The organism is Prochlorococcus marinus CUG1415, assembly GCF_017696015.1.
Lineage (GTDB): Bacteria > Cyanobacteriota > Cyanobacteriia > PCC-6307 > Cyanobiaceae > Prochlorococcus_A > Prochlorococcus_A marinus_AE.
This window is the reverse complement of the sequence record NZ_JAAORL010000001.1, coordinates 955,194-978,636: the sequence shown is the minus strand read 5'-3', so window position 1 is coordinate 978,636 and position 23,443 is coordinate 955,194. Positions and strand designations below refer to the sequence as shown.

Here is a 23,443-nt window from a genome sequence, read left to right as displayed (position 1 = left end):
GTTTTTAAAATGTAATGCTAACAATCAATATAATAATCAAAAAAATCAAAATGAAAACCGTTTTTATCTATAAAATTTTATTTATTAAGTGATCCCCAGTTACTTGCTAAATCAAAACCAGTTGTCTCATCAAATGAGCCACCAAGTTCATTGACGATAGTGCATGTGTTGTGAACTGACACAGTGATAGTGTTTCCTTCCATCATTAGTCCATCTACAAAAATTTGATTAGAAGAAAGTGGGATTGAACTTTGCTTGCTTAAAGTTTTGACTAATTTTGAAGCAGGTTCTTGCTCCTTAAATATGACTTTGACATTTTTTTCCTTTAACTTATTTAAAACTTTTGATATGTTCTGAGGCCTTAGGCTAGATGAATGACCCAAGAAATCTAATAAACTTATCGTTTCAAAACCAAATGCATTGCCATAGTAATCCATAGCTTTGTGTCTTGAGACAATTACACGATTTGAAGAAGGGATAGTAGATACTTGTTTAACAATCCATTTATCAAGATCTTCTAGTGTTTTATCAACAGTTTTGAATCTTTTAGAGATGGCTTTACGTAGTTTTCTTTCAGACACATCTTTTTTAAGACTTTTTGATACGACTTCACCCATCTTGATGATGTTATGAGGATCATGCCAGACATGTGGATCTACTCCTCCGTGATCATGATGGTCGTGATCATCGTGGTCATCGTGGTCATCATGGTCGTCATGTTTCTTTGCTGAGTGGCCATGATCATCGTGTTCATCATGGGTTTCATGTTTCTTTGCTGAGTGGCCATGATCATCGTGTTCATCATGGTTTTCATGTTTATTTGCTGAGTGGCCATGATCATCATGGTCACTATGATCGTCAATATCAATTGCGCTTACGCCTAAAACAACAGTGCTATTTTTCTTCACCCAATTCCTCATTGCGGGTGTCATTTCTGTCCCTAAAGTAAAAACTTTATCTGCCTTTTTTAATAATCTTGCCTGTTTAGGCAAAATTTTAAAATCATGAACATCTTGCTTTCTGTCTACTAGGCATGTAACTTCATCGGAAGGGAGTGCTATAGATTTAACGATATCGCAGGTAAGAGGCTCAACTGCTACATAGTTTTTACTTTCAGCTAAGGCAACGTTTGTAGTTATTGAGAATAATGCCGTACTAGCGATAAGTGAATTTCGGATAGATACTTTTTTATGAGATATATAGCTTGAAAAAATTCTCTTAAAAATTGACATATAAAAACGATAGATATCTTAAAGCGATAATCATTTTCATTTTTATGTGCAAGTTTAGGTATAAAATGTTTTTAAAGTAAATTATTTTCCATAATTAAAATATTATGGGGTCGTAAGTTCACGCATTAATGTCACTACTAGTAGCTGAAAATTTATCTTATTCGTATGCAAAAAATGTAAGCCCGGCTATAAGTAAAGTTTCCGTAACAGTTGAACCAGGTACATTGACTGCTCTAGTAGGACCAAACGGAGCTGGCAAATCAACTCTTTTAAGAATATTGCAGGGACAATGTATTCCTGATAATGGTCAGATAACAATTGACGGGGAGAAGTTGATTAGACAAAGATCTCAGGTGGCACTCATGCCACAAAGAAGCTCTATGAATTGGAAATTTCCAATAACTGTAGAAAAACTAGTTTCATTAGGACAAATAAAATACTCAAAATCAAAAAGTAGTAGTCCTTTTCAAATGAAAGCTCTTCTTGCCAAACCTAATGCATGGATTAATAAATGCTGTGAATTGGAGGCCACAATGCAAAGAGTCGGCATTGCAAATATTGCTAACAGAAGGCTTGATTCTTTATCTGGGGGACAACAACAAAGAGCTTTATTAGCCAAAACATTAATGTCTCCAGCAAAAATTTACCTTCTTGATGAACCTTGTGCAGCTTTAGATCCACCTGCAAAGGAGGATTTTCTAAAAATTGTTCGTCAACTTGCTGATGCTGGTCTTTCTTTAATGGTAAGTAGTCATGATTGGGGTACCTCGTTAAATAGTTATGATCAAGTTATTGTTTTGGATAAAGCTGTATTGGCCTTTGGAAGCCCCGATTCTATAAAAGATAAATTAGAGGATATAAATATCAGCTCAATTGAGGATAATAATTGTCGTGATTAAAAAAATATTTAGTTTTAACTTTGTGCTTGATAGCAGTTCTGGCAAATTCCGAAATACTCCAGGGTATGAAACAACAATTGGAATTTCTTTGGATTTGTTTTGGGTGTATGAATATCTTTTACAGGGCACCCTTCCATTTTTGATGTCTCACCACATTGAACACATGTCAAATGATGAATGTCTCTATCTACGGGAGTGTAAAGAACCTCCCCTGTTGGGAGATGTCTTGAACGTATTAAACCATGCTTTATAAGAACTTGAAGATTCCTGTAAACAGTTGTCAGTCCCATAGCTTTTCCGCTTTCAATCAATTGTCTATGCAACTCTTGACCGCTCAGTTCATCATCACATTTATTAAGTTCTTCAAGAAGTTGCGCTTGTCTTTTGGTAATGTCAGGCTTAGTTACCATAGTTTCCGTAATCTTTTTTTGTCCCGTATTTTTGATCATACCGAATCGTTAGATTAATGTCTTTTATTAATAGCAGTTGGTGGCTTGTTCCTTTAATAATAACTATTTTTTCAGGAATTCTATGTCCAGCGATGGGAACTGTATTAATAACACATAGGAGATTACTTCAAGTAAATTTAATCTCTCACTGCGTTTTGCCAGGACTTGCTTTAGCCTTAGCGCTTGGAATTCATCCTTCAATTGGTGGGGTTATCAGTGGTCTTTTAGGTTCTGTAATTGCGGAAAGTTTAACTAATAAAAAGAGTGAAAACTATGAAGCAATAATGAACACAATATTAGCCGGAATGCTTGGGTTTGGAGTCCTTATTATCCCTCTACTCGGAATAAGGATTGATTTGGAGGCAGTATTATTTGGCGATTTATTGACAGCAAATTTTGGAGATTTACTTAGAACAATAATTGCTTTTTTAGTATTTATACTTTTAATGACTTTTGGATATGAAAAGGTAGTTTATGTTGGATTAGATCCAGAAGGTGCATCCGCAAGTGGTATAAACGTTTCTTTATTAAATCTTGCTTTGAGTTTTACGACGGCATTAGTAATTGTTAGTTCAATGTCAGCTGTGGGAGTAATTCTTGTAATTGCTCTTCTTTCTACGCCAACTTTATTAGGGCTAAATAAGGCTCATAGTTTAAGAATTGCAATGATGAGGTCTTCATTTTTTGGATTATGCATCTCACTTCTGGGATTTATTCTCTCTATAGTCTTTAATCTTTCGCCTGGGCCTGCAATTAGTGTTATTTGTGTTGCATCTCTTTTGATTCCTAAGCTTCGCAATTAATTAAATCTTAAATGTCCAATCAGAGTTTAAAGCTTGAGCTTCTGGATTGTTTTTTAAAGCTACTTCCATAGCCTCTTTTTTATTATTTGCTATAACAACTTCATCAAATTCCTTTCCATTTTTTTTGAGACTTACTTTGAAACGCATAAAAATTTTTTAATTAATCAAAAGTTAACCACTAAGCAACTAGATTTAAATACTTTTAAAAGTTAATTGATGAAATAGAAACTTTAGTTATTTTGAAGTTTTTCTACTACAGATTCTTTCTCAATCTTAGCTACATCCTGTAATCCATTAGCATCAAACCAAGGAGCGTTTTCCCAATTAAATCCTTCCCCAAAAGTATTATCGGGAGCAGCTACGTACCAGTGGCATGATGAATCCGGAACATCTACAGCACATTTTGACCAGTCAGCTTCCCATTGAGGAACTTGTACCCACATCACAGATGCTAATAAAAAAGAAAAAATAAAATTCATAATTATCGGTTAGCAAAATTTTGAAAGTTTTTTTCAAATTCTTTCTTTCTTTTCTTCCAGTAATACTCAAGTATTTGATATTTATGCTTATTTTTAAATTGACTTAAATGAATATTATTCTGATTAAGAACTGAAGTATTTTTGATTTTCATGACTAAAGCTGTCTATGTATAACATATCTAAGACACTTTATAGATTTTTTGAAGTGAATTTATACTTAATTTTTTCTTACTTTTGTGTAGGTAAGTATTTTTCGGGATTATTTTCAATATAATTAAGCGAATATTTGATAACACCCACTATTACTGAGAAAAGGGCAATTGCAGAAATAATAAAAATGATTTTTTTGTAAATGCTTTTCATGAATTTTTTATGTTTATGATTATTTTTTTCATCAACGGCCAATTTTTCTGAAAGATTTAAATAATTAGTAATTTATACTGTAGCCTTTTAAATTACCTACGGAGTAGATTATATACATCAGAAACTCCTCACACACTTTTTTCTGATAACTTTAAAAGTACTCGACAGCAATGATTGAGTATTTTTTGTATTTTTTGCGATGTGACAGTTAAGATAGAGGTCTATTAGTTATTACATATTTTTAATTTAGGTGTGATATTGATATTGTGTGTAGGAGGAATTGATTTATTTCAGTGGAAACAAGGAAACACTTGATATAAATCAATTTTAGAAAGATCTCTCTTTGAGGGATCTTTTTTTTTGGATTATCGAAAATACATATTAAATCCTTAATATAAAAACGTATATGCTTTCTTCCAAAATAATGAGATACGTCATTACAAATTAGTAATTTAATTAGTTAGATTATGGGTTGTTAAAATCCTCTGTTAATGAAAATACTTTTTTTAGCGATTTTAGTTTGTTCAAGCTTTTTATTCCCTTCTTCATCATTTGCCTCACATGTAGAACTAAAACCTTGTGTAGAGATTGCTCATTGTGTACGAGAAGAATGGGAGGTAAACAATATTGAGAAACCTTTTGAAGAGATTAAAGCATTTATCGAAAACACTCCAAGAACTGAGATTGTAGAAATTGATGGCGATTATCTTCATGCTGAGGCAACCAGTAAATGGATGAAGTATGTAGACGACTTAGAAGTATCTTTTCTACCTGAATCAAACATCTTATCAATAAGATCAGAATCAAGAGTTGGAGAAAGTGACTTGGGAGTAAATCAAAAAAGAGTTGATTTATTGAAATCAAAAATGTTTTAGTAAAAAAATTGATAAATCGAAGTTTGTTTTTATTGTTTTTTGTATAACTTTCCCATTTAAAAAAAAAATTAGCAGATAAAAAAGTGATAATTGTCATCATGCCTTGATAATGGCAAATTTATTAGAATTATTTAAAAAGATGATCATAAAAATTATATATTTATTATCATCAAGTTTTGTTTTTTTTTGGTTTTATAGAAACATTAAAAAAAATGGACTTAAATGGATATTCAAAGGACTTTTGCAAATTGGAATATTAGTATTATTTATTGGAGGGTTTTTCAAAATATTTTTAACCTTACCTCCTAATTTATATATAAAGATAATTTTTCTTATTACATATACATGGTGTACTATTGGAATTAATGTTAATTTCATGATCCCTCTGATAGGGTTGATTGATCAAAAAATAGTAAAAAAATAAAACTAAATTAAACCCTTAATTGTCATTATAAAATTAAATCTTATTCCTTAATATTCAATAATAAAATTAAAAAGATTTATTTTTTTTCTTTGAAAGTCTTTTTCTTTTATACCTAGTCTTTAGTGCCAAATCTGTGATTATATATATTCCAAATAAAAGAATGATTATTCCAATAAAGTATTTCATTATTTTTTCTGTATTTACTATGTTTGAGATTTATTAATGATGCCAACAAATTTTAATATCTATTTCTTGAGATAAATTTCTTGTAACTGGACATTCTTTGGAAGCTTTTTTCAAAAAATCAATAGTTTCATTAGAAGTGCTCTCTGGTATAAAAATATCTATTATTAGTTCTTTTATCTTCCTCTCGCTATTTTGTGTCATTAGTTTTTCAATATTTAAATATATACCTTTCAAATCAAATCCTTTCGATTTAGCTTTGATTGCCATAATTGTAAGCAGGCAAGTACCTAGAGATGTTGCTAATAAATCGGTTGGGGAAAAACTTTCACCTTTTCCATAGTGATCTAAAGGTGCATCCGTTCTAATAAGACTTCCAGATTGTAGATGAATAGCCTCACAGTTTAAATTTCCTAAATAAGAACATTTCACTTTAGTCATTTTAAAAAAAATTAAATTAGGAAAATATTATTAATAAAAAATTATGGAACATGACAATATTATTGATTAGAAATTTTTTATTTGCATATTAGTGGAGTATTAAGGAAATTCATCATTCAAGTTTTGAAATCAGTTTTTATACCCATATTCCTCTAAGCAATACTCAATTAATTCAATTGATTTATTAAGAGTTCTTTTATTTTTATTTTCTAGATCGAAGCATTCATTTAAAACACCTATAGATTCATTTAAGAATGATTCTTCTTTATTTTTTAAATCATTAACTTGATTTATATGAATTAATTTTTTAATCCCAACAATGGAAAATATGATTATTGGTATTGTAAAAATTGCTATTTTGACTTTATCCATATTATTAATTAATACAAATATTTTAATTTATTTAATATCTAAAAACTTTATATAGCAGATAGAACTAAGCAATTACATATGAAGCTGCTGTTATTGCAATAGCAGTAATTTAAATGAATATGTATGGATAAACCTTTAAAGGTATATATAGATTATTTTTAGACATAACTAGAATATTTATACAAACCATTACATTCTTTTTAAGCTTTATAAGTCTTCAAATATACAAATTAATTTTCTTTGCAAAATTCAATATTTTTTAAAGATTAATAAATGTATATTCATTGAATTTTCATTAAATAAAGTATCTCTAGATCCTGTCTTGAGTCCGATATTTTTCTTTTTAAGAAGATTAATTCTTCTTGGTTCATTTTTGATTCTTTTATCATCAACTCCGCTTGTTCAATAGCATGTTCTATATTTCTAATTTTAATTTCTCTTATTGAGGGATCCTCTTTACATGCTTTTTTAGTATTCTCATCTAACATCTGTAATTAAAAATAACCTTGACTATAAACTAATTTAAAACTCCAGAATGCTCCTACCGCGAATTTTATCAAAATAAATTACTATTATATAAAGAACTTTAATCTTAGCTAACCCTCTTTTCAATTGATCGAGTGGTTTTTTTTATGGTGTAATATACTTCTAGCATTTACTATTAATTTGGAAGATTCAAATCTTAATCCTGAGGAAAATAATTCAGTCGAATCGTCCTCCAATCTTAATGAAGATAATAAAGATCTTATTGAGGGTAATAAAAAAGAAGAGAATGTTAAGGCCTTTACAGAATTCCTAGAGAAAGCAAGTAATCAAGATTCTTCTAAAGAAAAAATTAATCTTGATTCAACGCAACAAAAACTAAACAAAGCTAAATCACTTTTTGAAAGATTTCTTAATAAGGGATTTGATGGCATTTCAACTAATCCAAACCACAAAATGTTGGCATTATTAATAATTCTTTTAATTAATTTGTCTGCATTTCTTTTGATTGGCAATATTGGTAAAGCTTTTTTAAGAAATGCAGGAATTATGGATTAGAAATTATTTCTATCTTATTGGATATTCATCTTTACAATTTTGATTCTTTTAGTGAAACTGTGATATTTTCTTCTAAATTAATATTTAAATAAAATTTGGATAATAAAGAGCCTGAAAATCCAGTCGTTTATCTTTCTAATTTAGTTAAGAAGTTAGATGTTAAGAACAGAAATGGATTGGTAGCCTTAGCAATAATAAACCTTTTGGTAATTCTTTTATTTAAATTTTTTTTGAAAGGTACTGGCTTATTATCTTGAATTTCATTATTTGTAGTATTATTCAGCATTCTCAAATTGTTTTGCTAATCTAAATGCCTTTTTAATTATTAGAAAGCCACCATATGCTCCAGCAAGTAAAGGTAATACTATTAAAGGATTAGGAGAATATTCTGAATAATTTTTTACTCCATCAACATATTCATATCCTGAACATTTAAGAAAGCATAAGCTAAAAAATGTGAGACTCCAACCTATGATTGATAAAAAACCACCTTTTTTATCTCCTTCGTAGAATCGGTCTAAACCTAAGCCCCATCCCACTATTAAAAAAATTCCTCTAACAAGTGAGTTTTTTTCTTGATTCCTAAGCATAATAAAAAATTGTTCACTACGAACATAACCTATTTGTATTTGATACGCGACATGTCTTTATTAATAAATCTTTAAAATAATATTTTTAATATATTTCTTCTGAAAATTACTAAGAATATTAGTCAGCCTTCAATTAATTATTAGATAATCTATTTGGATTCAATAAAGAAATTGAAGGCCTTATATAAATAAAAATAGAGCCATACATATCCTGCATAATTCTCATTTCTTCGTCTAAATATACAATTAATACCTTGCAATTTGGTGGTTCTTTATTCCAAGGTAATTTATTCCATACATCTTTAACTGGATACCATCTATCCATAAGTAATCCACTAATGAATGGAATCTTATTAAGTCCATCAACTTTGGAAACTTTTGTCTTTTGTAAGTTCATATCAAGTGAATTATTTTTTAAAGCTAAATCACTTGCTAGGGTTATTACTCTTCCTCCAAAGGTAGGTAAAAGTTTGAACCAACCTAAGATAGGAATTGTTGTGAGCCCAAATATTGTAGTGTCAAAAGTAGATATAAATTCTTTTTTATCAAAATCAATCTTTTGAGCAATTCTCCCAATAGTAGATATTCCAAAGGATCCTACTTGCAATTGATGTAATTTAAAAAAAAGATTACTTTTAAATTCATCATTTAATGCCTTTTCAATAGCAAGGAAGAAAGGAGAACTTCGAAATAATTCAACATTAGAAAAAATCAATTCCCACTCTCCAGATAATGATTTTTCTGATATTTCGAAACTAAGGTTTTTAAGATCATCAATCAATTGATCCATTTCATTGACTTTTTCCTCATACATAGGAGAAATTAATTTATTTAATCTTTGCCCCCTATCTGTAACAGCAGCTATTTTATATATATTTGACTTAATTTCTCCAATTTCTTTCATAATTCCAGTACAAGAAATGCTAATTAATCCTAGTAATTTAATTTGATGTTGATGGCAATTTTAATAATGCTGATAATAAAATCAATTAATATTCTCCCCACCTTTTACCAATATCAAAACCCCATTCAGAGGTTAATTTAATTACTTCATCATGATTTTTGCATTTTGAAAGGGACAACTTTTTACTAGGATTATTTTTTATTAGCTCAGCAATTTGATTAAGTTGCTCTATTTTTTTTAGAAAATTACTTAGATCTTTATCTGACATTTATCTAGGAACTAAATTTTTGATCATAAGTGAATATGTAGTAAAGAACCCAGGCAATACCAATAATCAGAATTGCAATCATTATATTTACTGACCAAACAACTTCTATCATGTTATTTTTGTATATATTCTAAATATATACAAAATATTTACTAAATTAGTCGTTAATAATTCAAATCTAGAACAATACATTTCTTTTACTAGATGTATAAAATAGTCTTAAATAGATTAAAAAATTATGGGAGAAGCTAAGAGAAGGGAAGAGTTAGGCTTACCACCTAGAGAAAAGAAAAAGGAGAAAAAAACATCAAAAAATCAGCTAAATAAAATTTTAAATAAATATCCTTATTTACCCTTAATTTTAGGTTTTTCATTACTAGCTATATTAATTATCGACTTAGTGAATTACTACAAATAGTTATAAAAAAAGGGATTATTTTGAGAAAATAAGAAGTTATTAAAGAAGAAATTAAACTAAGAAAAAAGGTTGGTTTAAATAGGTAAAGGTATTAGAACTTCATTTTGATATCTTTTATACAAAAAATATTTTTATTAACTTTATAATTTAATGAAGTTAATACTAAAAATGAAACATAGAGAAATCTCAAAGAAATATAGTGAGCTACTAACTAAGGTTGAATTTGCTACTGGCCGTAAGGAAGTTGTAGGGCTTTTAAAAAAAGCTGCCAAATTGAAATCTCAGATCGAAATTAATTGTTAGATTTAGAAATTAGTATAATTCTAAATGTAAAAGATTTTTTTAAATAACTTTTTACATGAGATAATCTGCGTAGATTATTTTTCATATGAATAAAAAAGGTTATACAACCGAAAGCGGTGGCAGACAGAATGGTTTTGCAATAGAACCAGAAATTAATCCCATATCAAAAGGCGAATCAAGAAAATCTTTTTTATTATTTATTGGAATATTATTACCTTTTTTAATAGGCGGTTTTTATTACTTAAGGACTCTAAATATCTTTTGATTTTCTATAAACCATTTTTGGCAATATATTCTTCTGAACTAACTATATCTTGCATTAAGCTCTCTGATGAAGGATTAAATCCATTTTGCTCTAAAAATGACTTAACCTTTTCAAATTTTTGCTGAATTTTTTTTGTATATGGAGTTGTCATCAAATAATCATCTTTTTCTGTTGAATAGTTCATTTTATTAACCAATTGCTTTTACATTCAAATTTTGTAAAATATCCTATTGGTGGTGAAGTTATAAATATTACAAAAATACTTTAATAGTAATAAATACTTATGATAAGCTTGTCTGCGGTCAATATTCTTTGACTCTTTTAAAGAGTACTTATAGTAACAAGTTCCATTAAATCTCTGGACTGTAGATATTTTTGAAATACTTCAGAATAAAATGCTTTTTTAGCAGCAAATTTTGATTCGAATTCTATTACTAATCCTAGCTGCCCTCCGTCCCATTCATTTGAGGCTGATTCTTGTATCAAATCTCTTTTTACTATCACTCCTCCCACGGATTTGATCCAAGGCAAAACTGTTCTAATGTATTCCAGGAATAAATCAGCATTTGGAATTGAAATTTTCTTTAGCCAATAGCTCTTTGTCATCGAATCAACACATTCTGAGTAGAATATAGCATATGGAGGTGAGTATTTATCCTTAGCCTTTTACTCAGTGTTTGTTAAATGGAATTCGAAGATTATTTATTAAATTTACTTCTTAAATCTCTAAATTCAGAGAAGATTCAATCTATTCTAGAACAACTTGGAATTGATCATAACTTTTCATTTGTAAAGATAGAAGTGATGTAAAGGGTGTCTGGGAGGCTAGGTGGAGTAGTTCTAATAGACCGTTTTTAAAATATTCTCCTTTTATTGATAATCTTCAAATTCTAGATCCCTTTAATTTAAATGGTCTTAATTTACTTCAACCGAGAGGAATAAAACCAATTACTGGTAATGGTATTTTATTAAGACTTTATTACATAAATGAAAATAATATTGGGGTTAGATTTAAACATGCTGGTGTTATTTGTCCTGAATTTGGAAGAAAAAATAAAGGCTATTAAAGAAATAAATAATGAACAATTAGGGTTGTTAGAGATAACTTTTTTAAGTAATAGGCTTAGAATCTGAAGAAGTGATAAAGGCAATTTATTTGTCTTAAGAAAAATAAAATAAACGACTTTATTCAAGAATCTTAAGTAATTTTTAAAAATCTTTTAAAAATTTAAATTAATTCTTTATCCAAATAGACTTTAAAACGAAATAAATTGGAAAATATTTAAAAGATTCTTTAGGTATTTCATAGCTTAAGAATTTTAGTGCTTCTTCTAACCAGTAACCAATATCAAATCCTAAAAGAATTTTTTCTACAACAAACCAAAATTCTTTATCAAATATAATTCTGAAGTTTAAGTAAATGTATTCCCAATGAAAGGTATTCCAATATTGGGTTAAAAATGAGGATAAAATAAGCCAAAATGATATAAATAGAAAACTTTTAAGAAATTTATAAAATTTTTTCATATATCACCAACTGTTTTATTAAATTTCAAATATCCCATATTATTATTAGGATCAAATTTTATTTCCATGAAATATATCCAAAAAGATATAAAAATATTGAGAAAAATAGTAAATTTTGGTGGCATTAATAATCTATTCTTCTTTTTTTAGAATCTGCGCCTTTAAATTTTTATTCTTAAGAAAAAATCCTAAAAACAGAAAAGCAAAATATATTAGTAAACTTATGCCAAAAATTAAAACTATCTTTGAAATATCCATAAATGATTTTTTTTAATATAAATTACAGCATTTTTTGCGAAGTTTTATCTATGGTAATGATTTTTCATTTATCACGATAATTAGTTGCAATTATTATGCTAATAATATTATTTAAATCATATGCATGTAGCTTTTGCTTGGAGCCTTTGTCTATCAGTCGGTGTTGTTTTGTTATCTATTATTCCATTAACTATAGGAAGAGTTAAAGCAGGCTATTCTGTTGAAAATATGTCTGCTCCAAGGGCTTTATTCGACGAATTACCTTCTTTTGGTAAAAGAGCTGTTTGGTGTCATCAAAATTGTTGGGAAAGTATTTCCTTACATGCTCCGGCATGCCTTCTTTGTTTGATTACTTTAACTGACTCTAATATTGCAATAATTGCATCATTGATTCATCCTATTTTCCGTATTTTATATATTGGTGCCTATGTATTTAATATCCCAACAGCTAGAGGTTTAATGTGGGCCTCAGGAATTTTTACAACACTTTTGCTTTACAAAGAGGGCTTAACACAATTGATATAAAGTATTCAAACAATAAACTTTTCTAAATCTTTCAATTGATATTCGTTGATTAATTTTACTTTATTTGATTTTGCTAGTTGATGGGCAGACTTTGTAAAGCCAGATTTTGAGACTATTATTGCGTGCGTACCTTTCCAAAATAATTTACCAGCTGAAATTTCCTGCACTGCTTTATTTCCAATAGCTTTTTCATGATCTTTGCATTGAATACATATTCTCAAATCATTGATTGATGCAATTAAGTCAACCCCTTGATCTCCAGTATTAGGAGTTTCTTTAACTTCCCAGCCATGTTGTTTGAGAATTTGCATGCAATAATTTTCAAATTTAATACCTTTTTTATAGCTTTCGTTAATTACTTTTGGGTAATCATTTTCTATTAGGTTTAAGCATGATTTCTCAATTTGACTTGCTATGAATACAAACCAATCTTCATTTTCAAGATTTCTAATGGATCCAATTATCTCATCATCAATAGTAGGATTCTCATCACAATAAGATCTCCACTTTTGGAAAAATAATTCCATACTTCCAAATTTTTTTAAAATTACTTTTTCCCAAAAGTATGGGATGCCTTCTTTAAATCGCTTGGATCCATTTAATATATTTTTCTCTATGGCTTTTTCATCAAGAGGTGGATTGCCAATCCATTTTTTATAATCCTCATTACCGTAAGCATCTATTTCCCTTAATCTAATCCTTTCCTCTAACAAATTATATTTGTTTTCTTCTATTAAATTATTAATTGTTTGAATAAAGAAATTTGAATTTAAGGCATTATTTAATTTAAACCTTCTTTTTTTAATTTGATAATCCCTTATAATTACAAAAATAAAAAAAATAATTAAAATAATTAAAATAAAAATATTATTCATAAAAGTATTTTTTTTCGGTCTAAAAAGTTTTTGTTTTTCTGATAACAAAATTATTTTTTGTAATTACTGAAGATTCATTTACTTCAAAACCATTAATTGCTGATATTTCTCCTTTAATTCCTTCTAAAGTTAATTGCTCAATAATACCTTTGATTACTTCATCTTCTACCAATTTCCTATCAATCCTTTCAGGTGTAATATCTGTCAACCATTTTGATGTCTTTTTTTTTACAACCTCTGTGGGGTTAGTTATTTTTAAGTAGATTGCCATTTTTTTAATTATTCAATTGAATTATAAGCAATAAATTTTCTTAACTTTTCTTATTGTCATTACTTTCCCACTCAAGAAATTGAAATACAAAAATTGCAAAGATGGAAAAAAAAATTATAAACAGGCCTAACCATCCTATGAATTTGTGTTCTGTAAAAAGGTTTGTAAGCATTGATTTTTCTTGATATCTTGATTCCATTTCATATTGATAAGAGTCAATAATGTGAAATATATTCATAATCAAAAATTAAATAAATGTTTCAATTAAAGGATAATATGTTTATCCGTTAAGTTTAATAAATGCTTCCGACAAGAAATCTGGTCTTTTTCTTATTATAGAAAAATTCACTTTATTTATTAAAACTAAATTGACTTCAGCAATTGTCAAGGTTTGATTTTTGGTGTTAAGAAATTTTGAAATTACATTAACCTTGGGACTTTTCCCAATATTGAATTCGCTCTCAATTATTATTTTTTCACCAAGAAATAATGGTGTTTTATATTTTATTGCAGTATTTATTAAAGGTAAATCTAAGCCTTTTTTAGTTAGTTCAAAATAATTTATACCAACTTCTAAAAGTGCATTTATTCGGCTTTCTTCAAGCCAATTAAAATATGTACCGTGCCACATTACTCCTGCGTGGTCAGCATGTTGAGGTAAAACAATTTTTTCTATTTTCCAAACTGGCTTTGAGTTCATTTTCTGATTAAAAAATATTTTTATTCCATGAAAAAAGATATTATTGATATTGTAGATTAATATTCTTTATTAATATAAGAATCATCAAAACTATATTTATAATTTCATGTTTAATCGTAGTAATAGTGCTAGAAAAATGAAAAAGATTTTTCAATGGGAAGAATATTTAAATTGGAGAAAAATGTCTAAGGATCAAAAGTTGAATTTCAAGCGGGCATGCTTATTTCCATTTTTCGTCTATATAGTTTATGTATTTCTGAATAAGTACTCCATACCAATTCTTTTGTTACTAGGTCTTTATTTTTTTATTAGATTTAAAAATAGAAATAAGTTAGGAAGATGAATATTTTTTAACTTTGATTTATTGAGATTTGTTTTGAAATAATTAATTTCTTCCAAATAACTTTATTGGAATAAGAAAATAGTATTAAATAAATTGTTTTTATGAAAAGAATTATTTTATTTTTATGTATCTTAGTTTTTTCAATATTTTCTAATACGCACAATTCAATAGCAAAAGAAACTGGAAATAATATTAAAGATAATATTTCTAGGGAAATAGAGGAAACTCAGCCTGATAAGAATAAAAAAACTAATTTTTCTAATTCCTCCACAGAAGATATATTTGGTGATGAACAAACATTTCCCTTCATAGCAGGTTTAGGGAAGAATGCAGCTCATTAATTTCAATGATATTTATAATGTAGAAGAAGATTTTTTTCTTATTAATGAAAGGTCTAAGAGTAATAGAGCTTTCTGAAGCTCTTAATGTTGATATCGCTGATTTAATTGCTGTTTGTTCAATTTTAAAATTTAAAGCATCTTCTAGATTAAGCATGCTTTCATTTGAGGAGTGTAAAAAGATTACTGATTATTATGAAAATAATAATTAGATATTTTCTTATTTATTTTTATTTAATCTCTTTAAGCATTGATACTAAAGTTGAATGAATTTCTTCTTCAGATATTTCATTTTTAAAATTTATAATTGATGACTTTCCATCGTAATTGATTTTTATATAACTGTTATTAATTTCTTCCATGTAAGCATTCTCAAAGCTTGAAATCTTCCCATAATGAATAAGATATTTGTGAATGGAATCAAGATGATCATTGTTCATATGATCACAAACTCTTTTACTTGTTTCTTGACTAATTATTTTCATATGGATAATAAATTGATTTTAAGCTAATGTATTTTTTTAATTATTCAATGTTTTAATCATTTTATTTATTAAATTTTTAACTTCATTTTCATCAACAGCTCTAACCAAACTGTTTCGTAAATTTGAAGCACCTTTAAAATCTTTGCAAGTCCAGGAAATATGTTTCCTGGCTATTAACAATCCATGATCTCCTTTTTCTTTTATTAATTCTTCAAGATGTTCAATAATTAAGCATAATTTTTGTTTTGCGTTTGGTTCTTTAAAATCTTTAATTTCTCTAATAGCATAATCTATTTCACCTATTTTCCATGGTGATCCTAAAATTCCTCGTCCTATCATTACACCATCAGCATTTGTTTTTTTTAAACAATTAAGGGCATCTTCTGGATTTTTGATATCTCCATTAGCAATTACTGGAATTCCCAATAATTTTTTTAGTCTCCCGATCATCTCCCAATCGGACTTTCCTGAAAATCCCTGCTTTCTAGTTCTTCCATGCAATGTAATCATTGTTGCTCCTGCATCTTGGAGCTTTAATAAAAAATCCTCTATATTTTCTTCTTTACTATCCCATCCGAGTCGTGTTTTTACTGTTACTGGAACTTTAACAGCCTTTACGACTTTTGTTACTAATTCTATAGCGAGTTTACGGTCTTTAATTAAAGCACTTCCTCCCCCTTTCTTTGCAATTTTTTTTACGGGACATCCCATATTTATATCTATTAAAAAAGCTCCAAAGTCTTCTGCTTGTTTCGCTGCTTCAGAAACAGCATATGGTCTATTGTCAAAAATTTGTACTCCTACTGGACCTTCTTCTAACTCAAGTTGATTAATTTTTTGAGTCCCAAATCCTTTTTTAAGGCTTGTGGCATTAATCATTTCTGTAAAGAGTAAAGAGTTAGGAGCCCATTTACGAACAAGTCTCCTAAAAACATTATCTGTAACTCCTGCTAAAGGTGATAGCATTACCTTACTTTTAATTATCCTTGTAACACCTCTTCCTTTTATCTTTATATTTGACGACATATGATCTTAAATGTATTTAATTTTTATATATTATAAATTCCTATATGTATTTGATGTTATTTTTATGTGTTTAGTTTTTTAATAAGTGATTTTACTTAAATGTCGCTAATTCATTACTTTTTTTGCTACTTTATTTAAAGTTGAAATTTTTAAGGGAATTAGTTCTTGTTTATTATCATATCTATTCTTCTTCCAATAATTATTTTTATTGCTCCAATAAATGTAAAAGCGATCCAAGATAATTTAGATTTATCAAGTGCTCAAACTTCAGTTGGCAAGAGATTTGCTAAAGTATTTTGTGATGCTAAAAGGGAAGGATTAGATGCTGAATTTGCTAGTGAATATGCTTTAAATAATACATATTTAAAATTCGTAGCTTTTCCTGACGATGATGAATATTTGGATAACTTGTGGGAATTTACTCATAATAATATATTAGAAAACTGTGGAGAATTTATAGATATAAATGATTTAAAAGAACTAGAAATTTTTTTTAAAGAAGAGGGTGTAATTGCATCAAATAGGGAGCTTTATTTACCAAATTTTGAGAATAATTAGATTTAATATTTAGTGTGTGCTAAAACATAATTAGAATATATAAATTTATGAAACTATTAGGTTTGAATTCACCTGAAATATTCATAATTTTGGTTGTTTTGCTCTCAATTTTGGGTCCTAAAAGAATTGAAAAAGGTTTCTTATTATTTAAAGGATTTTTGAAATTCCTACTAAGACAAGAAGATAATATGAATTCAGGAAATTTAGAATTAAAAGAAAAGTCAGAGTTAAAATCAGAGGAACAAGAAGAAAGTGTAGTTAAAGAAGAAACAATTGAGTCAGAGTTAAAATCAGAGGAACAAGAAGAAAGTGTAGTTAAAGAAGAAACAATTGAGTCAGAGTTAAAATCAGAGGAACAAGAAGAAAGTGTAGTTAAAGAAGAAACAATTGAGTCAGAGTTAAAAAAGTTAAAGAAGAAACAATTGAGTCAGAGTTAAAATCAGAGGAACAAGAAGAAAGTGTAGTTAAAGAAGAAACAATTGAGTCAGAGTTAAAATCAGAGGAACAAGAAGAAAGTGAAGTTAAAGAAGAAACAATTGAGTCAGAGTTAAAATCAGAGGAACAAGAAGAAAGTGAAGTTAAAAATCAGATTAAAGATTGAGAAGTTATTTAATTAACTTTGAAAGTTATTTATTTTAAAATTTCATAAGAATTAGAGGGCAATTCTTATGAATCTAACGCTACTTCAATAGCTGCGATTAAGTTTTCGTCAAAGGGTTTAACACTTGGTTTGAATCTTGCAATTACTTTACTGTCTTTTCCTATTAAAAACTTCTCGAAATTCCATTCAACCTCACCCTCAGGTTCAACCTTGTTAAGCGTTGTGTATGGTTCAGTGGTATTACCTTTAGCATGAACTTTTTCATATATTTCAAACTTAACTCCATATTTAGTTGTACAAAAATTTTTTATTTCTGAAAGGGTGTCCGGTTCTTGTTTCCCAAAATCATTACATGGGAATGCGAGTATTCTAAGGCCTTTGCTTGAATATAAATCATGTAGCTTTTGAAGATCCTCATACTGAGCAGTATTCCCACAATAACTAGCTACGTTAACCACTAAAATGACTTCCCCTGAGTACTCACCAAGTTTTATAGATGATCCATCTGATGAAAGAACAGTAGTATTTTGAACGTCAACTTGCATGTCTTAAAAAAATTACCCTTTGAAGATAACATTCTATAGCGTTTTTTGTGCATAAAATATGCAACTATTTTGGATTTTTTCTTTTGTAAGTTTTAATTTTTTATTTCTTTAAACCTTTATAATTAATATTATATAAAAATTTTAATTTGGACCCTTTAGACCCACTTACTGAAATTATTAAATCTGGTCAAGCATTTTCACCTTCAGTTGCTTTAGAAAAAATTTTTTGGGCTATTATTGGAATTTTTTTTTTAGTAGCAATTTTAAAATCTATAACTAATAGTTTGCGAAGTCAGATTTTATTTTTTAGAAAATCTTTATTTAGTTTTTCTAAAGATAAAAAAAATAAAGAGGATTCCTTTAGCCAGAGTTATGGTAATGAAAAATAATTTTTATTAATATGAAAAATGCAATTTTTTCTAAAAAAAGAATTTTACTTCTTGGCAGCGGTGAACTTGGTAAGGAACTAGTAATTGAATCCAAGAGATTGGGATTAGAAGTTATTGCAATTGATCGATATGAAAAAGCACCTGCAATGCAAGTTGCTGATCATTCATGTGCAATTGATATGAGCAACAAAAATATTTTAAAAGATGTTATTAAAAAATTAAATCCAGATTTTGTTGTTCCTGAAATTGAGGCACTTTCGATTGAAGCTTTAAAGGAATTAGAGGATGAGGGTTTTAAGATTGTTCCAAATGCTAGAACTGTTGAAATCACAATGAATAGAGATAAAATTAGAGATTTAGCTTCTAGAGATTTAAAAATAAAGACTGCAAAATTTAATTATATTTTTAAATTTGATGACCTAGAAAAAAAAGCAATTGAGATTGGATTTCCACTTTTACTTAAGCCCTTAATGAGCTCTTCAGGTAAGGGACAAAGTTTGGTTGAGACAAAAAATGATTTACATGATGCTTGGAATCAGGCACAAGCAAATTCTAGAGGTAAAGTTAAGGGTGTTATTATTGAGGAATTTATTAATTTTGATTTTGAATTTACACTTTTATCGGTAAGGAAGCATAGTGGTGAAAATATTTTTTGTTTGCCAATTGGACATCTTCAGTCTAACGGGGACTATCAATGCAGTTGGCAACCTTTGGAAATGAATGAGTCTTTAATTATTGAAGCCAAGAAAATTACAACTAGAATATTAAATAACCTAAATGGAGCTGGATTATACGGAGTCGAGTTTTTTGTTAAAGGAAATGAGGTTATATTTTCAGAATTATCTCCAAGACCACATGACACCGGTATGGTTACATTAGTCAGTCAAAACATTAGTGAATTTGAATTGCATTTAAGGGCATTTTTAAATTTACCAATACCTAATATAAATCTAATAGAACCTTCAGCAACAAGAGTTATACTTTCAGATAAAGAGTATAAGAATCCTATTTATGAAGGTCTTAATGAAGCATTAGAGTTTGAAAAGACTAAAGTTCTTATATTTGGTAAGCCAGTCTCAAGAAAAGGCAGAAGAATGGGAGTTGTTCTTTCATCAAATAAAGACGTTAATTTAGCTAGAGAAAATGCAGATAAAGCTGCTAGTAAAATAAAAGTTAGCTCAAATTAAATAAATATAAAAGAAATATAACGAAAAAATTACTTATTTCCTTCGTTTTTGTTCTTTCTATATGTGGGTATTATTTAATTAAGCTTTCTTATTCAAAATGATAGAAAATTATAAAGGTTGGGATATAAATTTAAATTGGGATAATAAAGATCTTCTCAAAAGGGGTACTAGTAAAAATTATTTTTTTAATAAAAAGGAAAAATGGATTGGTGTTCATTTAAATGGTGAAAAAATCTATGGTTCTTCTCTAAAAGAAATTAGGCATATTATTGATTATCCTCGATTGCATAAAAAGTAGGTTAAAGAACTTTTTAATTATCCTGGTTATTATCATTATCTTCAATTAGTTCCTTAGCAATTTTATTTAAATCTCCCTTAATTGAGATCCATGTAAAAGAAATTATAAAAATCGAAGCAGTTATTGCAACAGTGATTTTTTCAATAGGAGACAATCCAAGTGCAATAGCAAACATGTAAAACTAAATATTAAATTTATATTATATTGAATTTTTTTTATTAGTTTAAATAAAGCTTTTTTATTGCAATGTTATTTAATCATTCAGAATATTAAAAATATAATGGATTTACTTATTTTAATCTAGGCTTCTGATTTAAATATTATTAAGTAAAATTTAACTATGGATAAAAAAAAATGCCCTCAATGTAAAAATTTAATTTTAATAACTTCTCCAACGTGTTTATATTGTGGAAGGCCTAATAAATTCATAACTAAGGAATATGTAAATAAAAAATGGAATAAATATGATAATAAAAATATATTTAATGATATTTTTACTAATAAATATATTGTATTTATATTATTTGTTATGATTACAGTTTCTGTTCTTATATTTAATTAAATATATTCAAATAATTAGTCTAATATTGCATATAAAACTTCCTTTGTATTTGTTGAAAGTTTATTTTTTTTGATCTGTCTAATGTTTTCAATCATATTACTTTTGTAAGGTTCTGAATAATACTTGTATCTACTAAATATTTTTACAAATCGAGAAATTACAATTGGATTTGATTTGTCGAATTCAATTATCTTATTCGCAATATACTTATAACCAGATCCATCAATTGCATGAAAAATACTATTTCTTGTGACGAAAGAATTTAATATAGCTCTTAATGTATTTGGTGATTTTGAATCAAAAAGCTGGTGATTAAATAATTTTTCAATACTGGCTGTATTCTCATCAATTTCTATAGATGCATTGAATGAGAACCAACTATCCAATACTACACTATTATTTTTCCATTTATTGAAGAATATATTTGATATTATTTTCCTCTCAGGACAATCAATCCTACAAAATGTATTTAGTGCGGCTTTTGCCAAGGTCATCGAATTACTATCAACGTAATTAATTATTTTGAATTTAATTTCCTCATCTTTACTATGTAAAAGTAGTTTCCAAATAGTTTCGATTAATTTTCTTTCATGTTTTCCTTTGGGCCATACTTTGTCTAGATTTTTTTCTATTTCTTGGAGCTTAAAATATAATTCTGTTTTCAATTTAGTTCCAAATATATAATTTAATTCATCAATAATTTTATATATTTTTAAAGGGTCTATATTCTTAATCTCTGATTCGATTTCAGCAAAAGTCGGAATACTTAGTAATTCCGATAAAAGAGATAAATTAATATCTCTATTTTTTATAAATGATATTAAGGTGCTTATTAATTTTTTTTCAATTTCATAATCTGGTTTTTCATTTAATCTGCATGTAATGATCTTTTTATATAATACTTGAATAGTATTAGATAGCGTAAAGTAGTCAGTTTCATATTTTAGGATTAAAAATTTCTCATCCAAAGTATTATCTGATTCCCACTCAACTGGGGATGAAAATTCGCGCATATAAGTAACTAAGGGGATTTTGAAATGAGTTTTTACGTTATTAATAATAAATTCTTGTTTCTTTTCTTTTAGGACTACTGTTTTTCTTATTGTTTTATGTTCACCGGTGAATATAGCTAAATTTATAGGAATTATTAGAGGTAAATCATTATATGGGTTATTTTTTATTGGATTATTTTGAGAGGCTTGAATTGTAAGTTTTTTGTTTGATTGATCCCATATTCTCTTGAATTTAACTTTTGGTGTTCCATTTTGCTTATACCAGACTTTAAATTCTTTAGGATCTATTTTCTTATCAATCTCTAATATTTTATCGACAAATTGATCTATTGTTGCTGCCTTACCATCATAAGTTGAGATGTAATTACTAAATCCTTTATAGAAATTTTTTTCTTCTACAAGATTGCTAAGCATCCTTATGATTTCCGAACCTTTTTCGTATATTGTGGTCGTATAGAAATTGTCTATTTCTTGATATTTTTCTGGCATTACAGGATGTGATGTTGGACCAGAATCTTCCCTAAATTGATTCATCCTAAGAAATTTTGCATCCTCAAGTCTCTTTATTTCATTATTATGGAGGTCTGAAGTGAATTGTTGATCTCTAAATACTGTTAAACCCTCTTTTAGAGATAATTGAAACCAATCTCTACAGGTCACTCTATTCCCCGTCCAATTATGGAAGTATTCATGAGCTATTACCCCTTCTATTCTTTCTAATTCTTCATCAGTTGTTGTTTCAGGATCAGCGAGTATTAGTTTTGAGTTGAAAATATTGAGACTTTTGTTTTCCATGGCTCCCATATTAAAGTGCCTTACTGCAACTATATTGAATAATGATAAATCGTATTCAAGGTTATATTTATCTTCGTCCCATCTCATTGATTTCTGTAAGGAACTTATTGCATGTTGAACATATTTTTCATCGCCATTCTCAACATAAATATTTATTTTTACTTTTTTATTAGATTTTGTTATGAAATAGTCTTTTACACAATTAAGTTTCCCTGCCACCAATGCAAATAGATATGAGGGTTTCGGATATGGGTCTTCCCAAATTATTTCATGTCGATTATTTTTAAGATTATTTTCTTTTACGACATTACCATTTGAAAGTAAGACAGGATAATCATTCTTGTCAGCTTCAATTCTCACGGTGTATTTGCTTAGGATGTCAGGCCTGTCAGCGTGATAACTTATTCTTCTAAATCCTTCTGCCTCGCATTGCGTAGTTATTATCCCATTACTCTCATACATTCCTAAAAGTGATGTATTTTCCTTTGGTTTAATTATTCCTTCTATTTTTAATGTAAAACTATCTTTATTTATATTTCTAATTATTAAACTATTCTTTTGCTGTGTATAGTATTCCTCTTCTAAAAGAGAGTCATCTATATAGATTTTTTTAATAAATATATCTTTACCTGCAAGAATAAGATGTTTGGTAATCTTATTTCTTTTTATCAATTTCAGATTCGTTGTAACATAAACAGCACTTTTCTTAATTATGAAGTTCAAAAAAACTACAGGTATTTCATAATCAAATACTTTATAATCATTAAGTTTTACAAATCTTGAGATATTTTTTTGATTTTTAATTTTGTTCATCTTTAATTAAGAATTTAGAAATGGA

37 protein-coding genes are annotated in these 23,443 nt (G+C 27.9%); 16 read left to right on the top strand and 21 right to left on the bottom strand.

The annotated features are described in order from the left end of the window. Nucleotides 1-77: 77 nt before the first annotated feature. Complete coding sequence (locus HA143_RS05645) at nt 78-1,232, bottom strand: metal ABC transporter substrate-binding protein (protein WP_209084047.1); 1,155 nt, start codon at nt 1,230-1,232, stop codon at nt 78-80. 128 nt (nt 1,233-1,360) lie between these two features. On the opposite strand from HA143_RS05645, the gene HA143_RS05640 reads away from it, so the two are divergent. Then, the gene (locus HA143_RS05640) at nt 1,361-2,131 is read left to right on the top strand and encodes an ABC transporter ATP-binding protein (RefSeq protein ID WP_209084045.1); all 771 of its coding nucleotides are present in this window, start codon (nt 1,361-1,363) and stop codon (nt 2,129-2,131) included. A gap of 14 nt (nt 2,132-2,145) precedes the next feature. On the opposite strand, the gene HA143_RS05635 is transcribed toward HA143_RS05640, so the two are convergent. After that, entirely contained in the window at nt 2,146-2,580 is a 435-nt protein-coding gene (locus tag HA143_RS05635) for a Fur family transcriptional regulator (RefSeq protein ID WP_209084043.1), read from the bottom strand. 17 nt (nt 2,581-2,597) lie between these two features. On the opposite strand from HA143_RS05635, the gene HA143_RS05630 reads away from it, so the two are divergent. After that, complete coding sequence (locus tag HA143_RS05630) at nt 2,598-3,383, top strand: metal ABC transporter permease (RefSeq protein ID WP_209084041.1); 786 nt, start codon at nt 2,598-2,600, stop codon at nt 3,381-3,383. Here the strand turns inward: HA143_RS05630 and HA143_RS05625 are convergent, their stop codons facing one another. Together HA143_RS05625 and HA143_RS05620 are read right to left on the bottom strand one after the other, a co-directional pair. Continuing rightward, the gene (locus tag HA143_RS05625; protein ID WP_011863089.1) at nt 3,384-3,530 is read right to left on the bottom strand and encodes a hypothetical protein; all 147 of its coding nucleotides are present in this window, start codon (nt 3,528-3,530) and stop codon (nt 3,384-3,386) included. A gap of 83 nt (nt 3,531-3,613) precedes the next feature. Next, complete coding sequence (locus tag HA143_RS05620; protein ID WP_011376589.1) at nt 3,614-3,862, bottom strand: hypothetical protein; 249 nt, start codon at nt 3,860-3,862, stop codon at nt 3,614-3,616. An 854-nt stretch (nt 3,863-4,716) separates the two neighbouring features. Between HA143_RS05620 and HA143_RS05615 the strand changes: the two genes are divergently transcribed. Continuing rightward, nucleotides 4,717-5,100: a DUF1499 domain-containing protein gene (locus HA143_RS05615; RefSeq protein WP_209084039.1), complete on the top strand. Its 384-nt coding sequence runs from the start codon at nt 4,717-4,719 to the stop codon at nt 5,098-5,100. A gap of 643 nt (nt 5,101-5,743) precedes the next feature. Here the strand turns inward: HA143_RS05615 and HA143_RS05610 are convergent. The 3 genes from HA143_RS05610 to HA143_RS05600 form a co-directional block, all read right to left on the bottom strand. After that, a complete protein-coding gene (locus HA143_RS05610) occupies nt 5,744-6,148 on the bottom strand; it encodes an OsmC family protein (RefSeq protein ID WP_209084037.1) in 405 nt (134 codons plus the stop codon). Nucleotides 6,149-6,277: 129 nt separating this feature from the next. Continuing rightward, complete coding sequence (locus HA143_RS05605) at nt 6,278-6,520, bottom strand: hypothetical protein (protein ID WP_209084035.1); 243 nt, start codon at nt 6,518-6,520, stop codon at nt 6,278-6,280. Nucleotides 6,521-6,801: 281 nt separating this feature from the next. Continuing rightward, nucleotides 6,802-7,008: a hypothetical protein gene (locus HA143_RS05600; protein ID WP_209084033.1), complete on the bottom strand. Its 207-nt coding sequence runs from the start codon at nt 7,006-7,008 to the stop codon at nt 6,802-6,804. Nucleotides 7,009-7,186: 178 nt separating this feature from the next. On the opposite strand from HA143_RS05600, the gene HA143_RS05595 reads away from it, so the two are divergent. Then, nucleotides 7,187-7,561: a hypothetical protein gene (locus HA143_RS05595; protein ID WP_209084031.1), complete on the top strand. Its 375-nt coding sequence runs from the start codon at nt 7,187-7,189 to the stop codon at nt 7,559-7,561. A 275-nt stretch (nt 7,562-7,836) separates the two neighbouring features. Here HA143_RS05595 and HA143_RS05590 read toward each other — a convergent pair whose 3' ends face one another. From HA143_RS05590 to HA143_RS05580, 3 genes are all read right to left on the bottom strand, one after another. Continuing rightward, nucleotides 7,837-8,151 (bottom strand): hypothetical protein, encoded by a 315-nt coding sequence (locus tag HA143_RS05590; protein WP_209084029.1) that lies wholly within the window; start codon nt 8,149-8,151, stop codon nt 7,837-7,839. A 133-nt stretch (nt 8,152-8,284) separates the two neighbouring features. Continuing rightward, nucleotides 8,285-9,055: a pilus assembly protein gene (locus HA143_RS05585; protein WP_209084009.1), complete on the bottom strand. Its 771-nt coding sequence runs from the start codon at nt 9,053-9,055 to the stop codon at nt 8,285-8,287. Between the two features lie 85 nt (nt 9,056-9,140). Then, nucleotides 9,141-9,323 carry a Nif11 family protein gene (locus tag HA143_RS05580; protein WP_209084007.1) on the bottom strand — a complete coding sequence of 61 codons (183 nt, stop codon included), beginning with the start codon at nt 9,321-9,323 and terminating at the stop codon, nt 9,141-9,143. A 238-nt stretch (nt 9,324-9,561) separates the two neighbouring features. On the opposite strand from HA143_RS05580, the gene HA143_RS05575 reads away from it, so the two are divergent. The 3 genes from HA143_RS05575 to HA143_RS05570 all read left to right on the top strand — a co-directional run bounded on the left by HA143_RS05575 (nt 9,562) and on the right by HA143_RS05570 (nt 10,309). Next, nucleotides 9,562-9,741 carry a hypothetical protein gene (locus HA143_RS05575; RefSeq protein ID WP_209083997.1) on the top strand — a complete coding sequence of 60 codons (180 nt, stop codon included), beginning with the start codon at nt 9,562-9,564 and terminating at the stop codon, nt 9,739-9,741. A gap of 168 nt (nt 9,742-9,909) precedes the next feature. Then, nucleotides 9,910-10,044 (top strand): hypothetical protein, encoded by a 135-nt coding sequence (locus HA143_RS09825; RefSeq protein ID WP_257469944.1) that lies wholly within the window; start codon nt 9,910-9,912, stop codon nt 10,042-10,044. Nucleotides 10,045-10,129: 85 nt separating this feature from the next. Continuing rightward, nucleotides 10,130-10,309: a hypothetical protein gene (locus HA143_RS05570; RefSeq protein ID WP_209083995.1), complete on the top strand. Its 180-nt coding sequence runs from the start codon at nt 10,130-10,132 to the stop codon at nt 10,307-10,309. Between the two features lie 4 nt (nt 10,310-10,313). Here the strand turns inward: HA143_RS05570 and HA143_RS05565 are convergent, their stop codons facing one another. Together HA143_RS05565 and HA143_RS05560 are read right to left on the bottom strand one after the other, a co-directional pair. Next, a complete protein-coding gene (locus HA143_RS05565; protein ID WP_011863071.1) occupies nt 10,314-10,493 on the bottom strand; it encodes a hypothetical protein in 180 nt (59 codons plus the stop codon). A 137-nt stretch (nt 10,494-10,630) separates the two neighbouring features. Continuing rightward, a complete protein-coding gene (locus HA143_RS05560) occupies nt 10,631-10,915 on the bottom strand; it encodes a DUF1330 domain-containing protein (RefSeq protein ID WP_209083993.1) in 285 nt (94 codons plus the stop codon). A gap of 78 nt (nt 10,916-10,993) precedes the next feature. Between HA143_RS05560 and HA143_RS09820 the strand changes: the two genes are divergently transcribed. Next, the gene (locus HA143_RS09820; RefSeq protein ID WP_257469943.1) at nt 10,994-11,119 is read left to right on the top strand and encodes a hypothetical protein; all 126 of its coding nucleotides are present in this window, start codon (nt 10,994-10,996) and stop codon (nt 11,117-11,119) included. A 1,095-nt stretch (nt 11,120-12,214) separates the two neighbouring features. Next, nucleotides 12,215-12,619 carry an MAPEG family protein gene (locus HA143_RS05550; RefSeq protein WP_209083991.1) on the top strand — a complete coding sequence of 135 codons (405 nt, stop codon included), beginning with the start codon at nt 12,215-12,217 and terminating at the stop codon, nt 12,617-12,619. A 5-nt stretch (nt 12,620-12,624) separates the two neighbouring features. On the opposite strand, the gene HA143_RS05545 is transcribed toward HA143_RS05550, so the two are convergent. The 4 genes from HA143_RS05545 to HA143_RS05535 are packed head-to-tail and all read right to left on the bottom strand — an operon-like array spanning nt 12,625 to nt 14,465. Beyond that, on the bottom strand, nt 12,625-13,494 hold the full coding sequence (locus HA143_RS05545) for a restriction endonuclease (protein WP_209083989.1): 870 nt from the start codon (nt 13,492-13,494) through the stop codon (nt 12,625-12,627). Between the two features lie 19 nt (nt 13,495-13,513). Beyond that, nucleotides 13,514-13,765 carry a hypothetical protein gene (locus HA143_RS05540; protein ID WP_011818540.1) on the bottom strand — a complete coding sequence of 84 codons (252 nt, stop codon included), beginning with the start codon at nt 13,763-13,765 and terminating at the stop codon, nt 13,514-13,516. A gap of 40 nt (nt 13,766-13,805) precedes the next feature. Further along, nucleotides 13,806-14,003, bottom strand: a complete 198-nt coding sequence (locus HA143_RS09885; protein ID WP_306822618.1) for a hypothetical protein — start codon at nt 14,001-14,003, stop codon at nt 13,806-13,808. A 42-nt stretch (nt 14,004-14,045) separates the two neighbouring features. Further along, entirely contained in the window at nt 14,046-14,465 is a 420-nt protein-coding gene (locus HA143_RS05535) for an acyl-CoA thioesterase (RefSeq protein WP_209083987.1), read from the bottom strand. A 444-nt stretch (nt 14,466-14,909) separates the two neighbouring features. Here HA143_RS05535 and HA143_RS05530 point away from each other — a divergent pair, with 444 nt between their 5' ends. Beyond that, entirely contained in the window at nt 14,910-15,149 is a 240-nt protein-coding gene (locus HA143_RS05530) for a hypothetical protein (protein WP_209083985.1), read from the top strand. A gap of 44 nt (nt 15,150-15,193) precedes the next feature. Beyond that, a complete protein-coding gene (locus HA143_RS05525; protein ID WP_209083983.1) occupies nt 15,194-15,358 on the top strand; it encodes a translation initiation factor IF-2 N-terminal domain-containing protein in 165 nt (54 codons plus the stop codon). A gap of 18 nt (nt 15,359-15,376) precedes the next feature. Here HA143_RS05525 and HA143_RS05520 read toward each other — a convergent pair whose 3' ends face one another. Together HA143_RS05520 and dusB are read right to left on the bottom strand one after the other, a co-directional pair. Then, nucleotides 15,377-15,631, bottom strand: coding sequence for a DUF2470 domain-containing protein (locus HA143_RS05520; RefSeq protein WP_209083976.1), 255 nt, complete (start codon nt 15,629-15,631; stop codon nt 15,377-15,379). 36 nt (nt 15,632-15,667) lie between these two features. Beyond that, nucleotides 15,668-16,657, bottom strand: coding sequence for a tRNA dihydrouridine synthase DusB (dusB, locus tag HA143_RS05515; RefSeq protein WP_209083974.1), 990 nt, complete (start codon nt 16,655-16,657; stop codon nt 15,668-15,670). Nucleotides 16,658-16,822: 165 nt separating this feature from the next. Between dusB and HA143_RS05510 the strand changes: the two genes are divergently transcribed. Both HA143_RS05510 and HA143_RS05505 read left to right on the top strand, forming a co-directional pair. Further along, a complete protein-coding gene (locus HA143_RS05510; protein WP_209083972.1) occupies nt 16,823-17,215 on the top strand; it encodes a hypothetical protein in 393 nt (130 codons plus the stop codon). A 47-nt stretch (nt 17,216-17,262) separates the two neighbouring features. Continuing rightward, nucleotides 17,263-17,652, top strand: coding sequence for a hypothetical protein (locus HA143_RS05505; RefSeq protein ID WP_245210862.1), 390 nt, complete (start codon nt 17,263-17,265; stop codon nt 17,650-17,652). Between the two features lie 229 nt (nt 17,653-17,881). Here the strand turns inward: HA143_RS05505 and HA143_RS05500 are convergent, their stop codons facing one another. Next, nucleotides 17,882-18,361 carry a glutathione peroxidase gene (locus HA143_RS05500; RefSeq protein WP_209083970.1) on the bottom strand — a complete coding sequence of 160 codons (480 nt, stop codon included), beginning with the start codon at nt 18,359-18,361 and terminating at the stop codon, nt 17,882-17,884. Nucleotides 18,362-18,507: 146 nt separating this feature from the next. Between HA143_RS05500 and HA143_RS05495 the strand changes: the two genes are divergently transcribed. The 3 genes from HA143_RS05495 (at nt 18,508) to HA143_RS05485 (ending at nt 20,235) form a co-directional block, all read left to right on the top strand. Then, nucleotides 18,508-18,750, top strand: a complete 243-nt coding sequence (locus tag HA143_RS05495; RefSeq protein ID WP_209083968.1) for a lectin subunit alpha — start codon at nt 18,508-18,510, stop codon at nt 18,748-18,750. A gap of 11 nt (nt 18,751-18,761) precedes the next feature. Then, nucleotides 18,762-19,937 (top strand): formate-dependent phosphoribosylglycinamide formyltransferase, encoded by a 1,176-nt coding sequence (gene purT, locus HA143_RS05490; RefSeq protein WP_209083966.1) that lies wholly within the window; start codon nt 18,762-18,764, stop codon nt 19,935-19,937. Nucleotides 19,938-20,034: 97 nt separating this feature from the next. Then, nucleotides 20,035-20,235, top strand: coding sequence for a hypothetical protein (locus tag HA143_RS05485; protein ID WP_209083964.1), 201 nt, complete (start codon nt 20,035-20,037; stop codon nt 20,233-20,235). A gap of 13 nt (nt 20,236-20,248) precedes the next feature. On the opposite strand, the gene HA143_RS05480 is transcribed toward HA143_RS05485, so the two are convergent. After that, complete coding sequence (locus tag HA143_RS05480) at nt 20,249-20,410, bottom strand: photosystem II reaction centre N prot (protein ID WP_209083962.1); 162 nt, start codon at nt 20,408-20,410, stop codon at nt 20,249-20,251. Between the two features lie 401 nt (nt 20,411-20,811). Then, nucleotides 20,812-23,418, bottom strand: a complete 2,607-nt coding sequence (gene pepN, locus HA143_RS05475; RefSeq protein WP_209083960.1) for an aminopeptidase N — start codon at nt 23,416-23,418, stop codon at nt 20,812-20,814. Between the last annotated feature and the right edge of the window lie 25 nt (nt 23,419-23,443).

Coding starts and splice junctions, on each gene's coding strand:
- HA143_RS05645 (WP_209084047.1), bottom strand. CDS start 1,232: ATGTCAATTTTTAAGAGAATTTTTTCAAGCTATATATCTCATAAAAAA.
- HA143_RS05640 (WP_209084045.1), top strand. CDS start 1,361: ATGTCACTACTAGTAGCTGAAAATTTATCTTATTCGTATGCAAAAAAT.
- HA143_RS05635 (WP_209084043.1), bottom strand. CDS start 2,580: ATGATCAAAAATACGGGACAAAAAAAGATTACGGAAACTATGGTAACT.
- HA143_RS05630 (WP_209084041.1), top strand. CDS start 2,598: ATGTCTTTTATTAATAGCAGTTGGTGGCTTGTTCCTTTAATAATAACT.
- HA143_RS05625 (WP_011863089.1), bottom strand. CDS start 3,530: ATGCGTTTCAAAGTAAGTCTCAAAAAAAATGGAAAGGAATTTGATGAA.
- HA143_RS05620 (WP_011376589.1), bottom strand. CDS start 3,862: ATGAATTTTATTTTTTCTTTTTTATTAGCATCTGTGATGTGGGTACAA.
- HA143_RS05615 (WP_209084039.1), top strand. CDS start 4,717: ATGAAAATACTTTTTTTAGCGATTTTAGTTTGTTCAAGCTTTTTATTC.
- HA143_RS05610 (WP_209084037.1), bottom strand. CDS start 6,148: ATGACTAAAGTGAAATGTTCTTATTTAGGAAATTTAAACTGTGAGGCT.
- HA143_RS05605 (WP_209084035.1), bottom strand. CDS start 6,520: ATGGATAAAGTCAAAATAGCAATTTTTACAATACCAATAATCATATTT.
- HA143_RS05600 (WP_209084033.1), bottom strand. CDS start 7,008: ATGTTAGATGAGAATACTAAAAAAGCATGTAAAGAGGATCCCTCAATA.
- HA143_RS05590 (WP_209084029.1), bottom strand. CDS start 8,151: ATGCTTAGGAATCAAGAAAAAAACTCACTTGTTAGAGGAATTTTTTTA.
- HA143_RS05585 (WP_209084009.1), bottom strand. CDS start 9,055: ATGAAAGAAATTGGAGAAATTAAGTCAAATATATATAAAATAGCTGCT.
- HA143_RS05580 (WP_209084007.1), bottom strand. CDS start 9,323: ATGTCAGATAAAGATCTAAGTAATTTTCTAAAAAAAATAGAGCAACTT.
- HA143_RS05575 (WP_209083997.1), top strand. CDS start 9,562: ATGGGAGAAGCTAAGAGAAGGGAAGAGTTAGGCTTACCACCTAGAGAA.
- HA143_RS09825 (WP_257469944.1), top strand. CDS start 9,910: ATGAAACATAGAGAAATCTCAAAGAAATATAGTGAGCTACTAACTAAG.
- HA143_RS05570 (WP_209083995.1), top strand. CDS start 10,130: ATGAATAAAAAAGGTTATACAACCGAAAGCGGTGGCAGACAGAATGGT.
- HA143_RS05565 (WP_011863071.1), bottom strand. CDS start 10,493: ATGAACTATTCAACAGAAAAAGATGATTATTTGATGACAACTCCATAT.
- HA143_RS05560 (WP_209083993.1), bottom strand. CDS start 10,915: ATGACAAAGAGCTATTGGCTAAAGAAAATTTCAATTCCAAATGCTGAT.
- HA143_RS09820 (WP_257469943.1), top strand. CDS start 10,994: ATGGAATTCGAAGATTATTTATTAAATTTACTTCTTAAATCTCTAAAT.
- HA143_RS05550 (WP_209083991.1), top strand. CDS start 12,215: ATGCATGTAGCTTTTGCTTGGAGCCTTTGTCTATCAGTCGGTGTTGTT.
- HA143_RS05545 (WP_209083989.1), bottom strand. CDS start 13,494: ATGAATAATATTTTTATTTTAATTATTTTAATTATTTTTTTTATTTTT.
- HA143_RS05540 (WP_011818540.1), bottom strand. CDS start 13,765: ATGGCAATCTACTTAAAAATAACTAACCCCACAGAGGTTGTAAAAAAA.
- HA143_RS09885 (WP_306822618.1), bottom strand. CDS start 14,003: ATGAATATATTTCACATTATTGACTCTTATCAATATGAAATGGAATCA.
- HA143_RS05535 (WP_209083987.1), bottom strand. CDS start 14,465: ATGAACTCAAAGCCAGTTTGGAAAATAGAAAAAATTGTTTTACCTCAA.
- HA143_RS05530 (WP_209083985.1), top strand. CDS start 14,910: ATGAAAAGAATTATTTTATTTTTATGTATCTTAGTTTTTTCAATATTT.
- HA143_RS05525 (WP_209083983.1), top strand. CDS start 15,194: ATGAAAGGTCTAAGAGTAATAGAGCTTTCTGAAGCTCTTAATGTTGAT.
- HA143_RS05520 (WP_209083976.1), bottom strand. CDS start 15,631: ATGAAAATAATTAGTCAAGAAACAAGTAAAAGAGTTTGTGATCATATG.
- dusB (WP_209083974.1), bottom strand. CDS start 16,657: ATGTCGTCAAATATAAAGATAAAAGGAAGAGGTGTTACAAGGATAATT.
- HA143_RS05505 (WP_245210862.1), top strand. CDS start 17,263: ATGAAACTATTAGGTTTGAATTCACCTGAAATATTCATAATTTTGGTT.
- HA143_RS05500 (WP_209083970.1), bottom strand. CDS start 18,361: ATGCAAGTTGACGTTCAAAATACTACTGTTCTTTCATCAGATGGATCA.
- purT (WP_209083966.1), top strand. CDS start 18,762: ATGAAAAATGCAATTTTTTCTAAAAAAAGAATTTTACTTCTTGGCAGC.
- HA143_RS05485 (WP_209083964.1), top strand. CDS start 20,035: ATGATAGAAAATTATAAAGGTTGGGATATAAATTTAAATTGGGATAAT.
- HA143_RS05480 (WP_209083962.1), bottom strand. CDS start 20,410: ATGTTTGCTATTGCACTTGGATTGTCTCCTATTGAAAAAATCACTGTT.
- pepN (WP_209083960.1), bottom strand. CDS start 23,418: ATGAACAAAATTAAAAATCAAAAAAATATCTCAAGATTTGTAAAACTT.